Below are 20797 nucleotides of genomic sequence, written 5' to 3'. Positions count from 1 at the left end.
TCCACCTCCACGGCGGCGTCGGAGGCAACCTCCTGCGCTCCAGCCGCAACAGTGATGGGCGCGTTGGTGGTGACCGCCGTGCGCGCCTCAGCCGTGATCGTGCCCAGCGGGGCGTCCAAGGAGCCCGCCGACTGCGCCACCTCGCCACCAGAGGCGGCGTTCGCACCAGAGGCGAGCATGGTCAGCGCCAGGCCGGAGGAGGCGGCGACGGCAAGGCCACGACGGGTGGAGGGGGCGACGCCCGACAACGGCGTCAGCGGACGTGAGGCCTTGCGGTGACGGGCCGCGGAACGTGTGGTCATATGCCAGTTCTTCTCCTGTGGTGCCGACGGGGTGAGCTGTCGGGTTCGAGCTGGAGACGCCCGGCCCACCGCAGTGGGCTTCACCCCAAGGTCCCGGACAACACCGGAACCACAAGTGGTTCCCCCGTTCCTGCCGCGTTCTGGGAGCCACCGGAGCGGGCGGCAGGACTGAGCACCGCTCCAGTGATGGCACCAGTCAACGCCGGAGCCGTTGGAGACGTTACCCGAGAACCCACGACCCAGTCACGCCGTGGTTATGGATCCCACACAAGTGACAGTGGTGGCGAGCACACCGAGTTCTTCAGGGCCCCACACCCGCCAGGACGCAACGGTGTCCCCCTCCTGCCGGAGGGGGACACCGCATGACAGATGGGACGTGGCCTCAGAAGCGGAGGTAGGTCGCGCCAGGGTCGACCGCCTCGTACACCACGCCAACGGACTCGTTGTTGGCGGAGACCATCATGCCGCCGCCGGCGTAGATGGCCACGTGACCGGGCCACCACAGGACGTCGCCAGGCTGGGCCTCGGCGGCGGAGACGGCAGTACCGGCACCGCCAATGCCGCTCGCGGTGCGCGGCACGCTGATGCCGTGCAGACCGTAGACGTAGGACACGAGGCCGGAGCAGTCGAAGGCGGAGGGTCCAGCGGCTCCGTAGACGTAGGCAGAGCCGACGTACTGCATGGCCGTGGCGGCGATGCCGGAGGAACTGGCAGCAGCGGGTGCGGCGGAACCTGCTGCAGCGGAGGCAGCAGCAGGCTGCTCGGAGGCAGCGGCATCGGCGGGCTGCGCCTCAGCAGGGTCGGCGGCTGTCTGCCCCGCGCCTTCCACCTCCACGGCGGCGTCGGAGGCAACCTCCTGCGCTCCAGCCGCAACAGTGATGGGCGCGTTGGTGGTGACCGCCGTGCGCGCCTCAGCCGTGATCGTGCCCAGCGGGGCGTCCAAGGAGCCCGCCGACTGCGCCACCTCGCCACCAGAGGCGGCGTTCGCACCAGAGGCGAGCATGGTCAGCGCCAGGCCGGAGGAGGCGGCGACGGCAAGGCCACGACGGGTGGAGGGGGCGACGCCCGACAACGGCGTCAGCGGACGTGAGGCCTTGCGGTGACGGGCCGCGGAACGTGTGGTCATATGCCAGTTCTTCTCCTGTGGTGCCGACGGGGTGAGCTGTCGGGTTCGAGCTGGAGACGCCCGGCCCACCGCAGTGGGCTTCACCCCAAGGTCCCGGACAACACCGGAACCACAAGTGGTTCCCCCGTTCCTGCCTGCGTTACTGACCCCGGACCGAGCGGCAGGATTGAGCCTCGGGCCGAGGGACCCCTCTAGGAGGTGTCCGCCGTAGACGCTACCGGACCGGGCTGACCGCGTCACGGAGAGATCGCACTCATCCTCGTGACGCCCGTTACACCCATGCCCGCCCTGAGCGCCGCCGCCGCGCCCGCCCCAAGAGCCCCGCGCCCGCTCTGGTCGCGCCGGGCTCGAGCCAGGTCGCGCGCTCAGCGAACGAGGAACAGGTGCCGGGCGAAGTCGTTGGGCAGGACGATGGGGTCCTCGGAGTCGGAGACGATGCGCACGCCACCGCTGACCCGCCGCAGCCGCACCCGGGCCCCCTGGACGATGCCGGCGTCGATGAGCCCGGCGATGAGCCCGGCGTCCGCCTGGATCGGCTCGCCGATGCGACGCACCAGCCCCTCGGCGTCGCCCTCACGCACCGCCCGGTCCGCTGACAGGTCCTCGGCGTCGGGGTGCGGGTGGCCGACGGCGCGGGCCGGCACCGGGTTGCCGAAGGGGTCGGTGGTGACGTCGCCGAGGATGACGGCGAGCCGGTCCTCGACCTGCTCACTCATGACATGCTCCCAGCGGCATGCCTCCTCGTGGATGAGACGCGGGTCCAGCCCGATGACGTCCAGAAGCAGCCTTTCGGCAAGGCGGTGCTTTCGGATCACCTCGGTGGCCACGCGCCGGCCCTCGTCGGTCAGCTCGAGGGAACGGTCGTCGGCGACCCGGATGAGCCCGTCACGCTCCATGCGCCCGACCGTCTGGGAGACCGTCGGGCCGGAGTGGCCCAGGCGCTCCACAATGCGTGCACGCAGCGGCAGGACGCCGTCCTCCTCCAGCTCGTAGACCGTCTTGAGGTACATCTCGGTGGTGTCGATGAGCTCGCTCATAGTCAGGTCCTCCTCGGGGAAGTGGCCCGTGCCGTCCCGGGCGCGGACGGCAGGCGGGCCTTGGGGCGTCAGCCGCTCCTTGCAGGATATCGGCCGGTCAGTCAGGGGGCAGGGGAGTCGCCGTCGTCCTCTGTTCGCGGCGGCTCCCCGGACGCGGTCTGGCGGGGCGCCGCCTCGTCCATCGCGGTCTCAGGCCCGTCCTGCCGGGCCCGCTCACGCGGCCCGACGGTGGACAGGAAGGGCCGCGAGGAGGAGTAGGCCACGGCGACCCGCCAGTGCCGTCTGGCCCACAGCCCCGCCAGGACGGAGACGAGGACGGCTGCGAGACCTCCGACGGCAATCGCCGTCCGGGGGTCCCACTGGTCCGAGACCCACCCGATGAGCGGAGAGCCGATCGGCGTGGTCCCCAGGAAGAAGAGCATGTAGATGCTCATGACGCGCCCACGCACCGAGGGCTCCGTGGTGAGCTGGACGGTCTGGTTGGCGCTGGTGAGGACGGTGAGCATGCACAGCCCCACAGGGACCGTGGACAGTGCGAAGAGGGGGTAGGTGGGCATCGCCGCCATGACCAGGCTCGACACACCCAGCAGGAAGGAGGCGACGACGAGCGTGCGCACCCGTGGGGCCTTGCGGCGCGCGGCCCACAGGGCCCCGCCGAGGGAGCCGATGGCGAAGACGGAGGAGACGTTGCCGTAGGCGTCGGACTCCAGGTCGAAGGCGCTGCGCACCATGGCAGCCATCGTCACCTGGTAGTTGAGGGTGAGCATCGACACGATGGAGATGACGACGACGATGACGAGGATGTCGCTGCGTGAGCGCACGTAGGCCAGACCCTCGCGCAGCTGTCCCCTGGCGCGTGCGACGCGGGGCACGTCGTAGAGCTCGGGCACCCGCATGAGCAGCAGGACCGCGGCAGGCACGAGGAAGCTCGCGGCGTTGAGGACGAAGACCCAGCCGGGACCCACCCAGGCGACGGCGACGCCGCTGACCGCGGGCCCGAGCAGGCGGGCCGCGTTGAAGGAGGCGGAGTTGAGCCCGACCGCGTTGGACAGCAGGCTCGTAGGCACCATCCGGGCGACGAAGATCTGGCGGGCCGGGGCGTCGTAGGCGGCTCCGATGCCGGACAGGGCCGCGGCGAGGTAGACGTGCCACAGCGCGGCGTGCCCGAGGACGACGTCGATGCCGAGCAGCAGGGAGACCAGACCCATGAAGCCCTGGGTGACGACGAGCAGGCGGCGCTGGTCCACGCGGTCGGCGACGAGCCCGGCGTGGACCGACAGGAGCATGGCCGGAAGGAACTGCAGAGCCGTCGTCAGGCCGGTGGCGGAGGCGGAGTCGTCAGTGAGCACGCGCAGCACCAGCCAGTCCTGGGCGACGCGCTGCATCCAGGTGCCCGTGTTGGCGACCAGGGCCGCCAGGAACCAGATCCGGTAGTTGTGGAGCCTCAGGGAGGCGAAGGTGCTGGACAGGGCGGACACGGGTGACGGATGCCTCTGGTTGCGTGTGGGTTGGGTGGGTCGGTGCGGCGTGACCGTCCGGCAAACGACCGTCCGGGCGGTTGCGAGGATCCTACGCCCCGATGGCTGCGAGGCGGAGGCCCGATGGGGCCTCCGCCTCGCAGCGCAGTGTGGGTCAGCCGACTCGGTGGGCGTCAGCCGATGCCGAGAATCGCCTTGATCGGCTGGAGCGTGAAGTACACGACGAACAGGATCGAGGTGAGCCACATGAGCAAGTGGACCTCCTTGACCTTGCCGCGCGCGATCTGGACGATGAGGAAGGCGATGAAGCCGGCCCCGATGCCGTTCGTGATGGAGTAGGAGAAGGGCATCATGATGATCGTGATGAAGGCCGGCAGGGCGATCTCCGGGCGCTTCCAGTCGATCTCCGTCACCTGCATCATCATGAGGAAGCCGACGATGACCAGGGCGGGGGTCGCCGCCTCGTAGGGCACCATCGTCACCAGCGGGGCGAGGAACATCGAGGCCAGGAAGAGCACGCCCGTGACGACGGACGCCAGGCCCGTGCGGGCACCCTCGCCGACGCCCGAGGCGGACTCGACGTAGGAGGTGTTGGAGGACACGCCGCCGACGCCACCGGCCACCGCGGACAGGGAGTCGATGACCAGGATCTCACGCGTGCGCGGCGGGTTGCCCTGCTCGTCCAGGAGCCCGGCCTCGGAGCCGACGGCGACCATCGTGCCCATCGTGTCGAAGAAGTCCGCGAGCATGAGGGAGAAGACGAGCAGGACGACGGAGACGATGCCGACCTTCTCGATGGAGCCCAGGATGCTGAACTGGAAGAAGGTGGAGAAGTCCGGCAGGGACAGCGGCGAGCCGCTCAGGGCAGGCACCGACAGGGACCAGCCGGTCGGGTTGTCCTCGGCGTGGTAGGCGCCCAGGTGCGCGACGGCCTCGATGACGACGGCGACGACGGTGGAGCACAGGATGCCGATGAGGATCGCGCCCTTGACCTGGCGGACGTAGAGCACGACGATGAGGAACAGCCCGAAGAGGAAGACGAGCACCGGCCAGCCCTGGAGGCTGCCGCCCAGGCCGAGCTCGAGCGGGGTGCCGCCGGGGCCGACGACCTTGGCGTTGATGAGGCCGATGAGCGCGATGAACAGGCCGATGCCGACGCTGATGGCGGTCTTGAGGTAGGCGGGGACGGCCTTGAAGACCGCCTCGCGGAAGCCCGTGAGCACCAGGACGAGGATGATGACACCCTCGATGATGATGAGGCCCATGGCGTCGGCGTAGGTCATGCCGTTCATGCCGACGAGCGTGTAGGCGACCATGGCGTTGATGCCCAGGCCGGCCGCCATGCCCATCGGGAAGTTGGCGACCAGACCCATGAGGATCGTCATGATGCCGGCGACGGCGGCGGTGCCGGAGGCGATCGCCGTCGAGGAGACGTCGCTCGTAGCCGAGAGGATGAGCGGGTTGAGCACGAGGATGTACGCCATCGCAAAGAAGGTGACGAAGCCGCCACGGACCTCACGGGCGATGGTGGAACCGCGCTCGGTGATGTGGAAGAAACGGTCGATCGCGCTGGTGGGTGCCTGCGCGCTCTGGGGACTGGGGGACGTGGTTGTTGCACTCACGTTGCCCGATTCTCCCTCATGCGATCTGGCTGCCGTGCAGGATGCTCGTCACACCGGCGTCCGCACCCAGGCCGGACTCAGTCGCGCAGGGGCAGGCTGGCCTCGAGCGCGGCCAGGGCGGTGGAGGTCGGCCTGCGCCCGGTGCCTGCGTCCCCCAGGGTGGCGGTGAGGTCGGCGACGGCATCCAGGGCGGCGACGTGGCGGTCCTGCTGCGAGGTCCCGGCCGGCAGCGCTGTGGCGGGCTCAGCAGCCTGCCCCGCCTTGCGGCTGAGCCGACGTGCGGGACGCGCAGGCCTGGCGGGCGGCTGGGCAGGAGCGGTCTCGACAGCCGGCTGAGCGGAAGCGGGCTCAGCAGCCGGCTCGACGGCGGGCTCCACGGCCTGCTCGGCGGGAGCGCACTCGGCGGCGGCCTCCACGGCCTGCGCCGCCTGCGCCCCGCCGGCCCCGTCTCGCAGGGACACGCCGTCGGTGCCGATCGGCTCCATCGCCGCCTCGTCCAGGCGGGAGGGCGTCACCGGCCACTCCGGCCCCTGGTCCGGCAGGTCCGTCTCTGAGTGCGCGCCACAGCCGTGGTCGAGGGATACCACACGGCCGTCGTCGGCTGCCCACTCGTTGGCGCACACGCCGAAGACCGCGCGCATCGGCCCCGCCATCGGCATGAAGAAGCCGCAGGTCGAGCAGGTCGCATGAGCCTTGCGCACGCCTTCCGCCTGCGGGCCGTGGTCACCGTCGTACCAGCGCTGGGCGGCGCGCTGGACACCCTGCGGGCTCAGGACCCGGGCGCGGCCGAAGTCGAGGGCGTCGGTGCCCGCCAGCACGAGGCCCTGCGGGGTCTGGTCCCCCTCTCCGTCGACCGTCGCCTCCCACCCAGGCTCCAGGCGCTCGTCAGTCTCCCGGCGCGGCAGACGGTCCGAACGGCTGATGTCACCGGGCTGAAGGCGGTCCGCCCACGGGACCCAGGTCGGTGACAGGAGCGCATCCTCCCCCGGCAGAAGCCCCATCTCGCACACCGTCGCCGTTCGCGAGCGCGGCACGCGGCTCAGCGTCACCGCCCAGCGCCAGCCCCGGTAGCCCGCGAGGTTGCACTCGAACAGGTGGGTGATGACCCTCTCCCCCTCAGGCAGGGCCGCCAGGTACTCGCCCACGCTCAGGGGCTCGGTGACCTGGGCCAGGCAGTCACGGGCCAGGGCGATGGCGTCGTCGGAGGTCAGGGTCCGGTCCTTGCCCGCAGCGGTGGCCTGGGCGAGCGTGGGCATGGAGCCAGGACGGGGCAGGCTGGCGGTCGCAGGGTCCTTGAGGGTGCCCGCCGTGCCGGGAGCCAGGGGCTCAACCCGGGGCACGGGGGTCGTGGCGCTCGCCGGCGAGTCGGCGGACTCGAGCTCGGGCGTCGCAGTCATTACGTCAGTCACCCGGCCAGTGTAGGGGCCAGCGCCTGGGCGGTCACCGCCGCCGGCTGCCCCGCCCCTCAGCCCTCCTGCACGGAGGCGACGCGGTGCACGGCCACCGTCAGCTCGGTCTCGCGATCCAGGTCCGCCAGCCGCACCCGTCCCGCATCGACGGCGAGCACCCTCACCCTGCGCTCGCTCACCACGCCGTCAGGGCCAGCCAGGCGCAGACGCAGCCGGGAGCGCGAGGCCTGGGCCTGGCGCATCACCGCCAGAGCGTGCACCGGGTCCGTGGCGACGCCCACCGCCGCCGAGTCCTGGCGCGCCCGTTCCCCGGCGCGCAGGCGCCCCACCAGCACGGCCAGGTCCCGGGCGCGGGGGCGAGCACGGCGCGCGGAGCCAGCGGGACCCGGCCGGGCCGGGGAGGCGGTGGGCACGCCACGGCGGGCGGTGACGGCGTCGCCCGCCAGCAGCAGGCGCCCGTTCGCGTCCTCCAGCACCGGGGACAGACCCGCAGCGCGCAGCTCGCGCAGCACCTGGCCCGCAGGCGCGGTGGCGAGCAGCACCCCCGGGGCGACCTCGTCGAGCCCCAGCCCCCTCAGCCGGGTCTCGGCCAGGAGGCCGGCCGCGGTCGCCGGGTCGGGCACCCTGAGCACGGAGGCGACCTCACGCACACGCACGGCGCCGTGGTGGCGGGCCACGTCCTCGATCAGGACCGTGAGGGCGGTGGGCAGGGGCGCCGGGGCCCAGCGCTCCAGCTCCTGGCGCAGCTCGTCGGCGCACCAGCCGGCGTCGAGGGCGCCGCGCACCGACTCCGCGGTGAAGCGCACGGTGAGCGCGCTGCCGCGGGACTCGACGGCGCCGGCCCGCTCCAGCAGCGCCGCCAGGGCGGGCTCGGGACGGCCGGGGACGACCGCGGTGAGGTCGGACTGGAGCAGCAGGACGCCGACCGGGGCGGCCAGATCCTCCTCCAGGGCCCGTTCCAGGGCACCGAGCAGCCGGGGGTCGGCCTCGCCGTCGGCGGTCCACAGCCTCTCCTGCCGCACGTCCTGGGCGAGGATCCGGCCCGCGCGGGACAAGGCTCTTCCCCCGGTGACCCCCAGGAACTCGGCCTCGCCCAGCAGCCCGGTGACGGCGCCCTCGGGCACGGGCCGTCGGGGCCGGGACCAGGTGAGGGCGTCAGCCACCCACACGGGATCGGCGACGGCGCCCTGCGGCAGGCGGTCAAGCAGCAGGAGCAGGCGGCGGCGCAGGCCGCCCGCCCAGGGCGCCTCGACCCCGTCTCCCAGGACGGCGCGCAGGGCACCGTCCTGGCCCCGGGTGCCGACGAGCCAGGGGACGCGCGTGGAGCCTGCCCAGGCGGCGGCCAGCGGAGCCCACCGCTCGGGCAGGGTGGCGGCCCGCCAGTGCGAGGCCTGCGTGGAGGGCACCCAGGCGGCACCTGCCTCGTCGAGCCCCAGCAGGCCGGCGCCGGCGGCGAGCTCAACGACCCGGGCCGCGGTCCCGCTGTGCACACCGAGCGCCTCGGCGGTCCTGGCCAGGGCGCGCACGCCCACGCCTCCCGTGCGCAGGATCGGCCCTCCCTCGCGGCCCCACTCATCCAGCAGGCGGGTGACGAGGCGCACGGTCTCCTCGGCCGCTCGCGAGGCCTGGTCTGCGGTGGAGGCGGGGTCCTGGACGGGCAGCACCGCGGGGTCCGGGGCGGTGGGCGCCTGGCGCAGCAGCCGGTCGCCGCGCAGGGCGAGGGCCACGCGCCGGGGCAGGAGCAGACGGGTGGTGCCGGAGCCGTCGCTGGTGCGGTTGAGCCAGCCGCGCTCGATGAGCGCGGCGGCGCCGGGAACCCGCCCACCCTCGCGCACGGTCCCCATCGGCGGGCCCCAGGCCAGGGCGTCGAGCACCGCCAGGGCGGCCGGCTCCAGGACGGGGGTGGCGCCCTGCGGGCCGGCCTGAGGCTCATCGCCGGCGGCGAGCCGATCGGCGGCGGCGTGGAGCTCGGCCAGTGTGGGGGGCAGGGGCCCGTCGGCCGTCTGCCCACCCGGCGCCGGGGCCGGGGCGAGCCCGAGCGGGTACGGGCCGACGGCCTCCACGAGCCCGGGGACGGGGCCGGCCTCGAGGACGAGCGCGAGTCGGCGCAGCGTGGCCAGGTGGGTGGTGACGACGTCGTCGGCAAGGAGCAGGGCGGGCCCGAGGGCACCGGGGTCCTGGGTGCCGGTGGCGACGACGGCCTCGGCGACGGCGAGCTCAGCGGCGTCGAGGCCCGCGAGCGCGGACTCGACGCTCGGGCGGGCTCCGGCCCGCACGGCGAGCATGGTGAAGGAGGAGGACGGCGGGGACACCAGGTCCGGGCGCGCGGTGAGCAGCGCCGCCACCTCGGCGTCGGGCAGGGCGGTGAGGTGCGCGGCCAGCATCTCGATGCCAACGGCGGTGGCGGGGGCCGAGGACAGGAGCGCGGTGGTCGAGGCAGGCACGCGCTCGGCGGCGGGCGTGGAGCTCACCCGCACCAACCTACCGTCGCGCGCCTCGGGCCACGTCTCCGGCCGTGGCCGGTCCGAGGGACCCCACCCGGTGGTCCACGCGAGAACCACCGCCGCGGCGACGGTTCTCTGTCAATATGTGCGCGTATACCGACTTCACATACGTGCGGATGCTTCAACATAACTTGCACACACTTTCCGATGGACCCCGTGCTCAACCCCTGTGTCCCAGGCGCCGGGCGGAGCGCGGGATCACGGACCAGCCGCTCGTCCTCTACGGCCTGCGCGGGGTCGGTAAGACTGTTCTGCTCACCCGCCTACGCCACGACGCGGACACGCGGGGCTGGATCACCGTTCGGATCGAGGCGGGAGCCAACCATGGGCTCCGCGAGGTCGTGGGTGAGGGCCTGTACGCTCCGCTGAGCGACCTCGCACGGCCTTCCGCGGGACGCGGATTGTTGCGCGTGCTCAAGACCGCCGTTTCCTTCAAGGCCTCCTACGACCCTACGGGCACGTGGACCTTCGGCGTCAACCTCAGCGGCGAGGGCGGCGGCGCCAACTCCGGTGTCCTGGAGACCGGCCTCAAGATAGTCCTCAAGGACGTCTCGCTAGCCGCCGAGGAGACAGATACAGGGCTCGCTCTTCTTATCGACGAAGCCCAGGACCTGGCACAAAAGGACCTCACCGCCCTTGCCGTCGTCGCCCAGGCAGCAGCGCAAGACGACTGGCCGGTCCTCTTTGCGCTGGCCGGGCTGCCCAGCCTCCCGCAGACCTTGGCCGACGCGAAGTCGTGCTCAGAGCGCTTCCGGTACATCACGGTCGAGCGTCTCGACCGGGCCTCAGCCGAGGCGGCGTTCACCCAACCCGCGCTCGACGAGAACGTCACCTGGCAGCCGATGGCACTGGAGCACGTCATCGACCGTTCTGGCCGGTACCCATACTTCATCCAGCAGTTCGGTCAAGAGGCCTGGAACGCCGCGTCCGGGGACCAGATCGACATGCACACCGCTGAGCTGGGCGTCGTGGCCGGACTCGCCCAGCTCGACACGGGCTTCTTCCGCGCCCGCTGGGACCGAACGACAAGAGCCGAGAAGCACTACCTGCGCGTCATGTGCCCCGAAGGCGATGAGGGGATCGGCAGCGGCGAGGTCGCAAGCCGCCTGGGCAAGACCATCCAGAGCCAGAGCGGCGTGCGCAGCTCCCTGATCCGCAAAGGGCTCATCTACGCACCCAACCACGGCGTCGTCGCCTTCACCGTGCCCGGGATGGCCGGGTTCATCTCGAGGCAGCACGAGGGCTACGGCTGAGCCCCGTATGCCGCCCGCGCCCCGACCGGGCGTGACACGGCTCATCTGAGCGCGCACGCCCACGGGGCGATACTCCGCCTATGCCTGCCGCACCCGGCCTGCCCGGCCCCCTCATCGTCCAGAGCGACAAGACCGTCCTGCTGGAGGTCGCCCACCCCCAGGCCGACGACGCCCGCCGCGTCATCGCGCCCTTTGCCGAGCTCGAGCGGGCCCCGGAGCACGTCCACACCTACCGTGTCACCCCGCTGGCCCTGTGGAACGCCCGCGCCGCCGGGCTGGACCCCGAGACGGTCGTCCACGTGCTCATCACCTACTCGCGCTTCCCGGTGCCGCACTCCCTGCTGACCGACATCGCCGAGACGATGGGCCGCTACGGCCGTCTGCAGCTGCTCAGCGACCCGGCGCACGGTCTCGTGCTGCACGCCACGGACGTGACCGTGCTCGAGGAGGTCATCCGCTCGCGGCGCACCACGGGGATGCTCGGTGAGCGCTTGTCCGCCGAGGACGTCGTCGTCCACCCCTCAGAGCGCGGCAACCTCAAGCAGGCGCTCATCAAGCTGGGCTGGCCCGCACAGGACCTGGCCGGGTACGTCGACGGCGAGAACCACCCCATCACCCTGGCCGATGACCCCGCGGCAGCCGCCGCGCAGGTGCCCGGCGCCTTCGCGCTGCGCCCGTACCAGGCCCAGGCCGTCGAGGCCTTCTGGGCGGGCGGTAGCGGCGTCGTCGTCCTGCCCTGTGGGGCTGGCAAGACCCTGGTGGGGGCCGCCTGCATGGCTCGCAGCTCGACGACGTCGCTCGTGCTCGTGACCAACGCGGTCTCGGCCCGGCAGTGGAAGGACGAGCTGGTGCGCTTCACCTCCCTCACCGAGGAGGAGATTGGCGAGTACTCGGGCGCGCGCAAGGAGGTGCGGCCGGTCACCATCGCCACCTACCAGGTGCTCACCACCCGCCGCAAGGGCGTCTACCCGCACCTCGACCTGCTCGACGCCCACGACTGGGGGCTCATCGTCTACGACGAGGTGCATCTGCTGCCCGCCCCGGTCTTCCGCATGACCGCCGGCCTTCAGGCCCGCCGCAGGCTCGGGCTGACGGCGACGCTCGTGCGCGAGGACGGCCGCGAGGACGAGGTGTTCTCGCTCATCGGCCCCAAGCGTTACGACGCCCCGTGGAAGGACCTGGAGAACCAGGGGTGGATCGCCCCCGCCGTCTGCACGGAGGTGCGTGTGAGCCTCGACCCGGGTGAGCGCATGGCCTACGCGACCGCCACCCCGGAGGACCGTTACCGGCTCGCCGCCACCACCGACCGCAAGACCGCCGTGATTGACCGGCTGCTCGCCCGCCACCCCGGCGAGAGCACGCTCGTCATCGGCCAGTACGTCGATCAGCTGGAGGAGATCGCCGAGCACCTGGGGGCCCCGCTCATCACGGGGGCGACGACGGTCCGCGAGCGCCAGAGGCTCTACGCCGCCCTCCGCGCCGGCCAGGTGCCCACGCTCGTCGTGTCCAAGGTGGCCAACTTCTCCATCGACCTGCCGGGCGCCTGCGTGGCGGTGCAGGTGAGCGGGTCCTTCGGGTCCCGCCAGGAGGAGGCGCAGCGCCTGGGCCGGATCGTCAGGCCGAAGGAGGACGGGCGCCAGGCCCACTTCTACACGGTGGTCACGCGTGACACGGTGGACCAGGACATCGCGGCGCACCGTCAGCGCTTCCTGGCCGAGCAGGGCTACTCCTACGACGTCGTGGACGCCGCGGACCTGTAGGCGCCTGCGGCGGGTCGTGCGCCAGGCGGCGCGCCCGGCATCGCCAGCCCGGTGCACGCGTGCAGTGAACCTGCTTGCGGTAGCCGGGGGCCCGGGCGACGATGGCGGGCGATGGAGACCACACGCCGCGCCCGCCTGGGCGCCCTCGTCCGCCTGTCCGCCTGCGGCCTGCTCGTCGCCGGAGCCCTCGTGCTGCCCTCGACGGCCGGCGCCGCCCAGGTCGCGCAGGAGGCGCCCGCCGGGGTGCTGAGGACGGCGACCTCCACGCTCCTGTCCCAGCAGGTCACCGACGGCGCCGGGGTGCTGGACGATGACGCCGCCCAGGAGGTCGTCAACCAGCTCGCCGAGGCGGGGGCCGGGCTGTGGGTGGTGACCTTTGACGACGCCTCGCTGGCGGCCGAGAGCTACGCCGCACAGGCGTGGGACGACTCGCACCTGGGCACGCAGGACCTCATGCTCGTCATCAACACGTCGGACTCGGGACGCACCTACGCCTTCGGCGGCGCGGCACAGGGCGGCGTGTGGAGCGAGGAGACCATCGACCAGGTGCGCTCAGCGATCTACGCCCGGCTGCGCGAGAGCGACTACGACGGCGCCGTGCGCGCGGTCCTCACCGGGCTCGGCTCAGCCGACGACGCGACGGCGCAGAGCACCGTCCCCTCCTCCGGCACAGGCTCAGGCGGCTCAGGCAGTGGCGGCTTCGTCGGCACGCTGGGGGTGCTGGCCCTTGTCGGCGGCGGCACGCTGGTCTACGCCCGCTCGCGGCGCCGCAGGGCCTCCGGCGCGACGGGCGCCCAGCAGCCCACTGTCGCCGAGCTGTCGGTTCAGGCCGGCAACGCGCTCGTCGCGGCCGACGACGCCGTGCGGGCCGCGGACGAGGAGCTGTCCTACGCGCAGGCCCAGTTCGGCCTGGCGGCCACGGACGCCTTCACCCAGACGCTTGCCACGGCCCGCGCGCACGTGAGCCGCTCCTTCGAGCTGCGTCGGCTGCTCGACGACGCGGTTCCCGAGACCGAGACCCAGCAGCGCCAGATGTGCCTGGAGATCCTCACACGCTGCGAGGAGGCGGTGCGGGTCATCCAGGAGCAGGAGGCGGCCTTCAACGAGAGGCGCGGGCTCGAGGCGAACCTGCCAGACTCGATCCTGGAGGCGGCCCAGCGGGCGCAGGAGACCGAACGCGCTCTCAAGGCCGCCCAGACGCTGCTGGTGACCCTGCACGCCTCCTACCCGGCCTCCGCGCTCACGAGCGTGTCGCAGGCCCCGGTCCAGGCCGAGAGGCTGCTGGCGGCCGGACGCGCGGCTCTGGAGCAGGCGCGTGCCTCGGTGGCGGCCGGCGAGCAGGCCACGGCCGTCGAGCAGGTGCGCATCGCCCAGGGCTCGATCGCCCAGGCGGGCCAGCTGGCCGCGCAGGTCACGGGCGCCCGCGAGCGGCTGGCGACGGCGGAGGCGGACCTGGGCGCGGCCATCGCCTCGATCTCCTCCGACCTGGTGGACGCCCGGCGGCTGTCGGCCCAGGTTCCTGCGGCCTCCTTGGCACCGCTCGTGGCGGACGCCGAGGCTGCTGTGGCTCAGGGGCGGGCCGCCTACACGGGCACCGGCCCAGGTGGCGCGGGCGGGGACCCCTTGGCCGCGCTCGAGCACCTGGCGCGTGCGGAGAGCGCGCTCGACGCCGCCCTCGCGCCGGCCCGCGCGCAGGAGGAGAACGACGCACGTGCGCGCGCCCAGCTGACCTCCCGCCTGGCGCGCCTGCACGGCCAGGTCGAGGCGGTGACGTCCTACATCACCACGCACCGAGGGGTCGTGGGCCCCTCGGCCCGCACCGCCCTGAGCGAGGCCTCACGCCACGCGGCCGCCGCCGCAAGCCTGCAGCCGACGGACCCGGTGGGGGCCCTCTCGGAGGTGGCTGCCGCCGAGCCGCTCGTGGCCCAGGCCCAGGCCCTGGCGGAGGCGGACGTGCGCCACCACGGGGACTCGTGGGGCTCGGGTGGCTCGGGTGGCTCGGGCATCGACCTGGGCTCGCTCATCCTGGGAGGCATCCTCCTGGGCGGTGGCGGGCCCCGCGGCGGCTACGGCGGCTGGGGCGGGCACGGCGGAGGCTTCGGTGGAGGCGGAGGCTTCGGTGGAGGCGGCGGCTTCGGCGGGCACGGCGGAGGCTTCGGCGGAAGCGGCCACAGCGGCGGCGGCTTCGGCGGAGGCGGCGGCCGGTTCTGAGACCGCTGCCGGGCCCAGGCCAGGCCGGCACGGGTCTCAGACGCACCGGGCCGGACGCCGTCGGAGCGCAGCCCCACACGCCCGGGCTGACGCCGTGAGCGATACGCGCCACCGTCCACAGATGGCCGGACACCGGCCCGTATCCATGGGAACATCCTCGTGCGGCACGCGCCGCCTCCACCAACGCGAGGCGCACCCCGCCGCTGTGTGAGAACGAAAGGCCACCACCATGGTTGAGAAGCAGTCGATCCTGGGGCGCATCGCCCAGCTGACCCGTGCCAATGTCAACGCCCTCATTGACCGCGCTGAGGACCCGGAGAAGATGCTCGACCAGCTCGTGCGTGACTACACCGCGTCCATTGCCGAGGCCCGGGACGCCGTCGCCCAGACCATCGGCAACCTCCGCCTGGCCGAGAAGGACCACGAGGCCGACCTCAATGAGGCCAAGGACTGGGGCGCCAAGGCCCTCGCCGCCTCGACCAAGGCGGACCAGCTGCGCGCGACGGGTGACAGCGCCGGGGCCGACAAGTGGGACTCCCTGGCCAAGGTCGCGCTGACCAAGCAGATCTCCGCTGAGAACGAGGCCAAGGCGGCGGAGCCGATGATCGCCTCCCAGCGGCAGGTCGTGGAGCAGCTCAAGACCGGCCTGCAGCAGATGGAGGCCAGGCTCTCCGACCTCAAGTCCAAGCGCGACACGCTCGTCGCCCGGCAGAAGTCCGCCCAGGCCCAGGTCAAGGTCCAGGGAGCCATCCGTTCCATCAACGTCATGGACCCCACGAGCGAGCTGGCCCGCTACGAGGACCAGGTGCGTCGTATCGAGGCCCAGGCCGAGGGCCAGGCCGAGCTCGTCTCAGACTCACTCGAGGCCCAGTTCGCCGAGCTGGAGGCCTCCTCCACCGTCACCGAGGCCGAGCTGCGCCTGGCCGCCCTCAAGGCCGGCTCCGCCGCCATCGAGGCGCCCGCCCCCACGGCCCAGATCACGGACGGGCAGGTGGACGAGGCCTTCGCCGCCCTCAAGGACGAGGCAGGGCAGGCGAAGGAGTCCTCCTACTGAGCCGCAGCCACCGGACCCCTTCGCCAGCGCGGTGGCGTCCTGCCCTGAGCACGACCGCCGCCGCGCTGGCGGAGCGCTCCCGCCTCGTCAGGACCGGCCCTGCGGCCCGCTAGCATGGACGTATGACTGCGGCCCCCACGTACCTGCTCGTTGACGGCGAGAACATCGACGCGACCCTGGGCATGAGCGTCCTCGGGCGCCGCCCCGAGCCGGAGGAGCGCCCCCGCTGGGACCGCGTCCTGTCCTTCTGCGATGACCTGTCCGACTCCACGGCGGGTGGCCAGGGGCCGGACACGACCGCACTGTTCTTCCTCAACGCCACCAGCGGCCACATGCCGATGGGCTTCGTTCAGGCCCTCATGGCGATGGACTACCGGCCGCTGCCCCTGGCCGGCTCCGGCAGCCCTGAGGAGAAGGTCGTTGACATCGGTATCCAGCGTACGCTGGACGCCCTGACCTCGCGGGCCGAGTCCGGTCAGCCGGTCCAGGTGCTGCTGGGGTCCCACGACGGCGACTACGTGCCGCAGATCGAGCGCCTGCTGGACGCGGGCGCCACCGTGGGCGTGCTGTGCTTCCGCGAGTTCCTCAGCACGCACCTGGCGTCCTTGCAGGACAAGGGCCTGCGGGTGCACGACCTGGAGTACGACGTCGATGCCTTCAAGACGACGCTGCCGCGCATCCGCATCATCCCGCTGGCCGAGTTCGACCCCTTCGCCTTCATCTGAGCAACGGCCCTTCGAGGCCGTTCAGGAAACACTCAGCCGCAGCGGGCACAGTGCCTGCCATGGACCGAACCCAGGACTCCCCCAAGCAGGAGGCGCACCTGCTCGTCGTCGACGACGAGCCGAACATCCGCGACCTGCTCGCCTCCTCCCTGCGCTTCGCCGGCTTCGAGGTCTCGACGGCAGCGGACGGCAACAGCGCCCTGCGCGGCGTGGACGAGGCCGAGCCGGACCTCATCGTCCTGGACGTCATGCTGCCGGACATGGACGGCTTCACCGTGGCCCGTCGCCTGCGCGAGCGCGACATCACCACGCCGATCCTCTTCCTCACCGCCCGTGACGACATGTCCGACAAGGTCCAGGGCCTGACGGTCGGCGGGGACGACTACGTCACCAAGCCCTTCGGCCTGGAGGAGGTCGTGGCCCGCATCCGGGCGATCCTGCGGCGCACCCGGGCACTGGCCGGGGACGACGACGGGACCCTGCGCGTGGCGGACCTGCTCCTGGACGAGGACGCGCACGAGGTCCACCGCGCCGGGGTGGAGGTGGACCTGTCCCCCACCGAGTTCAAGCTGCTGCGCTACCTCATGCTCAACCAGGGGCGTGTGGTGTCCAAGGCGCAGATCCTCGACCACGTCTGGGAGTACGACTGGAACGGCGACGCCGCCATCGTCGAGTCCTACATCTCCTACCTGCGCCGCAAGGTGGACCAGATCGAGACGGCCGAGGGCGAGCCGGTGGCCCCGCTCATCCAGACCCGCCGCGGCGTCGGCTACATGCTCCGTGAGCCCAAGGGCGAGTGAGCGCCGGCCGCGCGGTGCGCGCCGCCCGGCCATCAGCGTGCCGTCCCTCGCGGCAGCGCACGAGCAGTGGGTCTGCCGGCCCCCGCACCGCCAGCACCGACCGTTGAAGAAGGGGCACTTCCACCCGGTGGTCAGGGCGAGCCGCCTGTGGCACGCCCAGCCGCTGCGCTCACGCCTGGTCCTCATCACCACGGCGCTGCTCACCGTCGGGCTCCTGTCCGCCTCCCTGGTGATGACCTCGCTGCTGCAAACGCACCTGCTGAGCCAGGTCGATGACCAGCTGCGCACGACGGCCACGGCCATCGGCTCCCAGGGCGCCTCCCAGATCCGCACGCGCAACGAGTCGCTCATGCCGTCGGCCTACTACGTTGAGGCGCACTACCTCGACGGCCAGTCCGGCTTCATGATCAACGACGACACGGCCCGCGAGTACGGCGTCCCCCAGGTCGGCGAGCTCAGTCTCGAGACCGCTGTCAACCAGCTCTCGGCCCCCCAGCCCTACACGGTCGCCTCCGACCTCATCGGGCACCCCTGGCGGGTCATCTCCCTGCCGCTGCAGGACTCGCGCACGGGCGAGTACCTGGGGGTCGTGGCCATTGCCCTGCCGCTGACGGACCTGCTCGAGGCGGTGGAGCGCTCACGGCTCGTCGTGGCACTGACGGACGTGGCGATCATCCTCGTGGGCGCCGTCGCAGGGACCTACCTGGTCCACCGCTCCTTCAGGCCGCTGCGCCAGATCGAGGCGGTGGCGGGACGGATCGCCTCGGGCGACCTGTCCGCCCGCGTGCCGTTGACCGAGCCGCCCGACACCGAGGTGGGCTCGCTCCAGCGCGCCCTCAACCAGATGCTCCAGCAGAACGAGCGGGCCTTCAGTGTCCAGATCGTGGCCCAGGAGCGGATGACCCGCTTCGTCTCCGACGCCTCCCACGAGCTGCGCACGCCGCTGGCCGCGATCCGCGGCTACGGCGAGCTGTACCGCATGGGCGGCGTGCCACCCGAGCGCCAGGCGGAGGTCATGGGCCGTATCGAGGCGGAGGCCTCTCGCATGGGCCGCCTGGTGGAGGACCTGCTCCAGCTCGCCCGCATGGACGAGGGCCGCAAGATGGTCTTCGAGCCGGTGGACCTCACCGGCGTGTGCGCGGGGGCCCTGGCGGACATGGCCGTACTGGCCCCTGAGCGGGACTGCGCCCTCGTGGGTCTGCTCGACGACGACGAGCCGGGTCCCGTCGTCGTCACCGGGGACCGGGACCGCCTGAGCCAGGTGGTGACGAACCTGCTGGGCAACGTCACCCGGCACACGCCGTCGGGCTCCCCGGTGGAGATCGCGGTGGGGACCGTGGACGGTCAGGGCGGCGGACGCGAGGCCGTCGTCGAGGTGCGTGACCACGGGCCGGGGGTACCCGCCTCCGAGGCGGAGAAGGTCTTCCAGCGCTTCTACCGTGCCGACACCTCACGCAACCGCGAGACGGGTGGCTCCGGCCTGGGGCTGGCGATCGTCTCGGCGATCATCGGCAGGCACGGGGGCAGCGTGCGCATGCTCCAGACGCCCGGCGGTGGCGCGACCGTGCGCATTGAGATCCCGCTGAGGCAGGCACCGCAGGCGCCCGGCCCCACCGGCCCGGCCGCCTGAGCCGGGACGAGGGTCCCACCGCAGGCCACCTGGACGCGGACGTGTTGTGACCTCGCTTGCCCCGGGGTGTCCTTCAGAACACCGGAAGGGGTCCTCAGGGCCCTGTGACGGCCATACGATGGCGGGCGTCCTACGTTCCGATCCCGGAGGCTGTCCCCATGGGCGTCGTCGACGCACCTCAGTGGCTTCTGCCCGCCTTTGTCCGCTCCGTGCGGGTGCTGGGCTCGACCGCGACCGCCGAGCAGGTGCAGCAGGCCGGCGAGCGCCTCATCGAGATGTGGGCGAGCCCTGACCGCTGCTTCCACAACCTCACCCACGCCATCGACATGCTCGCGCGCGTGGACGAGCTCGCGGACGAGTCGCACAACCCGGACGTCATGCGGCTGGCCGCCTGGTACCACGGCTGTGTCTTCTCCTCGGCCACGGAGCAGATCTACCGCCGCAACGGTGGGGAGGACGAGGAGGCCTCAGCCGCCTACGCCCGCAGGGACCTCACTGCCCTCGGGGTGCCCGAGCGGGTCACCGAGCGCGTGTGCGCGCTCATCATCAACCTCAAGCGCCGCAACCTGGAGCCGAGCGACATCGACGCCCTCGCGCTCAATGACGCGGACCTGGGCACGCTCGCCGCGGACCCCCAGGCGTACAAGCGTTACCGCGAGCTCGTGCGCCAGGAGTACGCCCATATCCCCGAGGGCGACTACCTGCGGGCCCGCCTGGAGATCGTCTCCCGGCTCCTGGCGCGCGACAACCTGTTCTGCTCACCGCTGGGCCAGCGCTGGGAAGCCGCCGCGAGGCAGAACCTCGAGGCGGAGCGCAAGCGCCTGGAGGACGGCCTGGCCGCTCTTCCCCAGGAGGTCGCGCTGCCCGTCGGAGGCGGTGACGGCCACGAGGTCGTGCAGCCAGGTTCCGACGACGCCCCGGCAGGCCCGGCCACGGCCGCCTCGCTCCCGTCGGCGTCCACCGCCGCGTCAGCGGACGACGCCCTCACACCCGCCGGCGGGCTTGCCCGTGTGAGCCCGCTGCCGGCTGCTCGCACGGGTGCGTCGGCGCCGCGTCGTCTAGAGCCCGCCAGGCCGCAGGAGGCGCCCGAGGTCTCCCGGGTGATGGAGCACGCGACCTCGATGGAGTCGTGCATCGAGGACCTCGACGCGATCCTGTGCTCGCGCCCGCAAGGCCAGGACGTGCCGTTGGACCGTCAGGCGCAGGCCGAGTCCGAGCGGCTGAAGATGGCTGAGCGCCTGCGGCTCAAGGCGGAGGAGGCCAAGTGCCTGCGTGAGGCGCGCACGGGCGAGATCGCGCCGGTGATCGAGCAGATCATCGACGACGGCGCCTCCGCGCTCTGAGGACCACCGTCGGCCGTCCCCTGCTGGGCAGGCGTGTGCCGCACGGTCGGGCTGTGCCGCCGGGCTCCACAGGGTCCTGTCACGTCAGCCGTTGGCCCGGTCGCCCACAGGCAGGGCGCTGGCGCCTCGCCGTCGGCGCGCCGCACTCCTAGCGTGGTCCTGCGTCCGCACCGGACGCCACCCCCACGAGCCCGCGAGGAAGGACCCTGCCATGCCCGTCTTCTCCGTTGACACCCAGGCAGTCACTGACACAGCCGCACGCACACGCGCCCGCGTGACGACGATCCAGGAGGAGGTGGACGCCATGAGCGCGGACATCGGCCTGCTGCAGGAGTCCTGGACCGGCGGCGCGGCGTCGTCCATGGCCGCCTGCGCCAGCGACTGGCACCTGACCCAGCTGCAGGTCCAGTCGAGCCTGGACGCCATCAGTCTGGCCCTGGACCAGGCGGCCACGTCCTACGACCAGGCGGAGAGCACGAACACGGCCCGGTTCGCGGTCTCGCCGGCACGCTGAGCCCCCAGCGCCGGGCAGACGCGACCGGG

At 72.4% G+C, this 20797-nt stretch carries 15 protein-coding genes, 1 pseudogene and 2 riboswitches; of the genes and pseudogenes, 9 read left to right on the top strand and 7 right to left on the bottom strand.

Features of this window, described 5'->3' with window-relative positions; translation table 11 throughout:
- The 7 genes and pseudogenes from ACSJJR_RS09925 to ACSJJR_RS09895 all read right to left on the bottom strand — a co-directional run.
- Window positions 1–302 (bottom strand): annotated as a pseudogene (locus ACSJJR_RS09925) (C40 family peptidase); the annotation flags it as partial.
- Window positions 303–307: 5 nt separating this feature from the next.
- Window positions 308–474, bottom strand: a riboswitch (cyclic di-AMP (ydaO/yuaA leader).
- Window positions 475–684: 210 nt separating this feature from the next.
- A complete protein-coding gene (locus ACSJJR_RS09920) occupies window positions 685–1428 on the bottom strand; it encodes a C40 family peptidase (protein ID WP_435943231.1) in 744 nt (247 codons plus the stop codon).
- A gap of 5 nt (window positions 1429–1433) precedes the next feature.
- Window positions 1434–1598: riboswitch (cyclic di-AMP (ydaO/yuaA leader) on the bottom strand.
- Between the two features lie 195 nt (window positions 1599–1793).
- Window positions 1794–2465 (bottom strand): metal-dependent transcriptional regulator, encoded by a 672-nt coding sequence (locus ACSJJR_RS09915; RefSeq protein ID WP_435943230.1) that lies wholly within the window; start codon window positions 2463–2465, stop codon window positions 1794–1796.
- 101 nt (window positions 2466–2566) lie between these two features.
- Complete coding sequence (locus tag ACSJJR_RS09910) at window positions 2567–3934, bottom strand: MFS transporter (protein WP_435943232.1); 1368 nt, start codon at window positions 3932–3934, stop codon at window positions 2567–2569.
- A gap of 182 nt (window positions 3935–4116) precedes the next feature.
- Window positions 4117–5565: an NCS2 family permease gene (locus tag ACSJJR_RS09905; RefSeq protein ID WP_435943229.1), complete on the bottom strand. Its 1449-nt coding sequence runs from the start codon at window positions 5563–5565 to the stop codon at window positions 4117–4119.
- Window positions 5566–5642: 77 nt separating this feature from the next.
- Complete coding sequence (locus ACSJJR_RS09900; protein WP_435943228.1) at window positions 5643–6974, bottom strand: DUF3027 domain-containing protein; 1332 nt, start codon at window positions 6972–6974, stop codon at window positions 5643–5645.
- Between the two features lie 56 nt (window positions 6975–7030).
- Window positions 7031–9445, bottom strand: coding sequence for a helicase-associated domain-containing protein (locus ACSJJR_RS09895; RefSeq protein WP_435943227.1), 2415 nt, complete (start codon window positions 9443–9445; stop codon window positions 7031–7033).
- A gap of 116 nt (window positions 9446–9561) precedes the next feature.
- Between ACSJJR_RS09895 and ACSJJR_RS09890 the strand changes: the two genes are divergently transcribed.
- From ACSJJR_RS09890 to ACSJJR_RS09850, 9 genes are all read left to right on the top strand, one after another.
- Entirely contained in the window at window positions 9562–10731 is a 1170-nt protein-coding gene (locus ACSJJR_RS09890) for an ATP-binding protein (RefSeq protein ID WP_435943226.1), read from the top strand.
- Window positions 10732–10811: 80 nt separating this feature from the next.
- Window positions 10812–12491, top strand: coding sequence for a DNA repair helicase XPB (locus ACSJJR_RS09885; protein ID WP_435943225.1), 1680 nt, complete (start codon window positions 10812–10814; stop codon window positions 12489–12491).
- 111 nt (window positions 12492–12602) lie between these two features.
- Complete coding sequence (locus tag ACSJJR_RS09880) at window positions 12603–14702, top strand: TPM domain-containing protein (RefSeq protein WP_435943224.1); 2100 nt, start codon at window positions 12603–12605, stop codon at window positions 14700–14702.
- 229 nt (window positions 14703–14931) lie between these two features.
- Window positions 14932–15756, top strand: a complete 825-nt coding sequence (locus ACSJJR_RS09875) for a PspA/IM30 family protein (protein ID WP_435943223.1) — start codon at window positions 14932–14934, stop codon at window positions 15754–15756.
- Between the two features lie 122 nt (window positions 15757–15878).
- Window positions 15879–16481 (top strand): NYN domain-containing protein, encoded by a 603-nt coding sequence (locus ACSJJR_RS09870; RefSeq protein ID WP_435943222.1) that lies wholly within the window; start codon window positions 15879–15881, stop codon window positions 16479–16481.
- Between the two features lie 59 nt (window positions 16482–16540).
- Complete coding sequence (locus ACSJJR_RS09865) at window positions 16541–17281, top strand: response regulator transcription factor (RefSeq protein WP_435943221.1); 741 nt, start codon at window positions 16541–16543, stop codon at window positions 17279–17281.
- A gap of 103 nt (window positions 17282–17384) precedes the next feature.
- On the top strand, window positions 17385–18911 hold the full coding sequence (locus tag ACSJJR_RS09860) for an ATP-binding protein (protein ID WP_435943220.1): 1527 nt from the start codon (window positions 17385–17387) through the stop codon (window positions 18909–18911).
- 158 nt (window positions 18912–19069) lie between these two features.
- Complete coding sequence (locus ACSJJR_RS09855; RefSeq protein ID WP_435943219.1) at window positions 19070–20254, top strand: HD domain-containing protein; 1185 nt, start codon at window positions 19070–19072, stop codon at window positions 20252–20254.
- Between the two features lie 211 nt (window positions 20255–20465).
- On the top strand, window positions 20466–20768 hold the full coding sequence (locus ACSJJR_RS09850; protein WP_435943218.1) for a WXG100 family type VII secretion target: 303 nt from the start codon (window positions 20466–20468) through the stop codon (window positions 20766–20768).
- The last annotated feature ends 29 nt before the right edge of the window (window positions 20769–20797 follow it).

Source organism: Actinomyces sp. W5033 (assembly GCF_051303165.1).
Note: the sequence above shows the minus strand (reverse complement) of the source record. Positions and strands in the feature narration are given on the sequence as shown.

Excerpts from the sequence above, each read along its gene's own strand:
- ACSJJR_RS09920 (WP_435943231.1), bottom strand. The coding sequence starts at position 1,428 with ATGACCACACGTTCCGCGGCCCGTCACCGCAAGGCCTCACGTCCGCTG.
- ACSJJR_RS09915 (WP_435943230.1), bottom strand. The coding sequence starts at position 2,465 with ATGAGCGAGCTCATCGACACCACCGAGATGTACCTCAAGACGGTCTAC.
- ACSJJR_RS09890 (WP_435943226.1), top strand. The coding sequence starts at position 9,562 with ATGTGCGCGTATACCGACTTCACATACGTGCGGATGCTTCAACATAAC.
- ACSJJR_RS09885 (WP_435943225.1), top strand. The coding sequence starts at position 10,812 with ATGCCTGCCGCACCCGGCCTGCCCGGCCCCCTCATCGTCCAGAGCGAC.
- ACSJJR_RS09855 (WP_435943219.1), top strand. The coding sequence starts at position 19,070 with ATGGGCGTCGTCGACGCACCTCAGTGGCTTCTGCCCGCCTTTGTCCGC.
- ACSJJR_RS09850 (WP_435943218.1), top strand. The coding sequence starts at position 20,466 with ATGCCCGTCTTCTCCGTTGACACCCAGGCAGTCACTGACACAGCCGCA.
- ACSJJR_RS09865 (WP_435943221.1), top strand. The coding sequence starts at position 16,541 with ATGGACCGAACCCAGGACTCCCCCAAGCAGGAGGCGCACCTGCTCGTC.
- ACSJJR_RS09870 (WP_435943222.1), top strand. The coding sequence starts at position 15,879 with ATGACTGCGGCCCCCACGTACCTGCTCGTTGACGGCGAGAACATCGAC.
- ACSJJR_RS09880 (WP_435943224.1), top strand. The coding sequence starts at position 12,603 with ATGGAGACCACACGCCGCGCCCGCCTGGGCGCCCTCGTCCGCCTGTCC.
- ACSJJR_RS09875 (WP_435943223.1), top strand. The coding sequence starts at position 14,932 with ATGGTTGAGAAGCAGTCGATCCTGGGGCGCATCGCCCAGCTGACCCGT.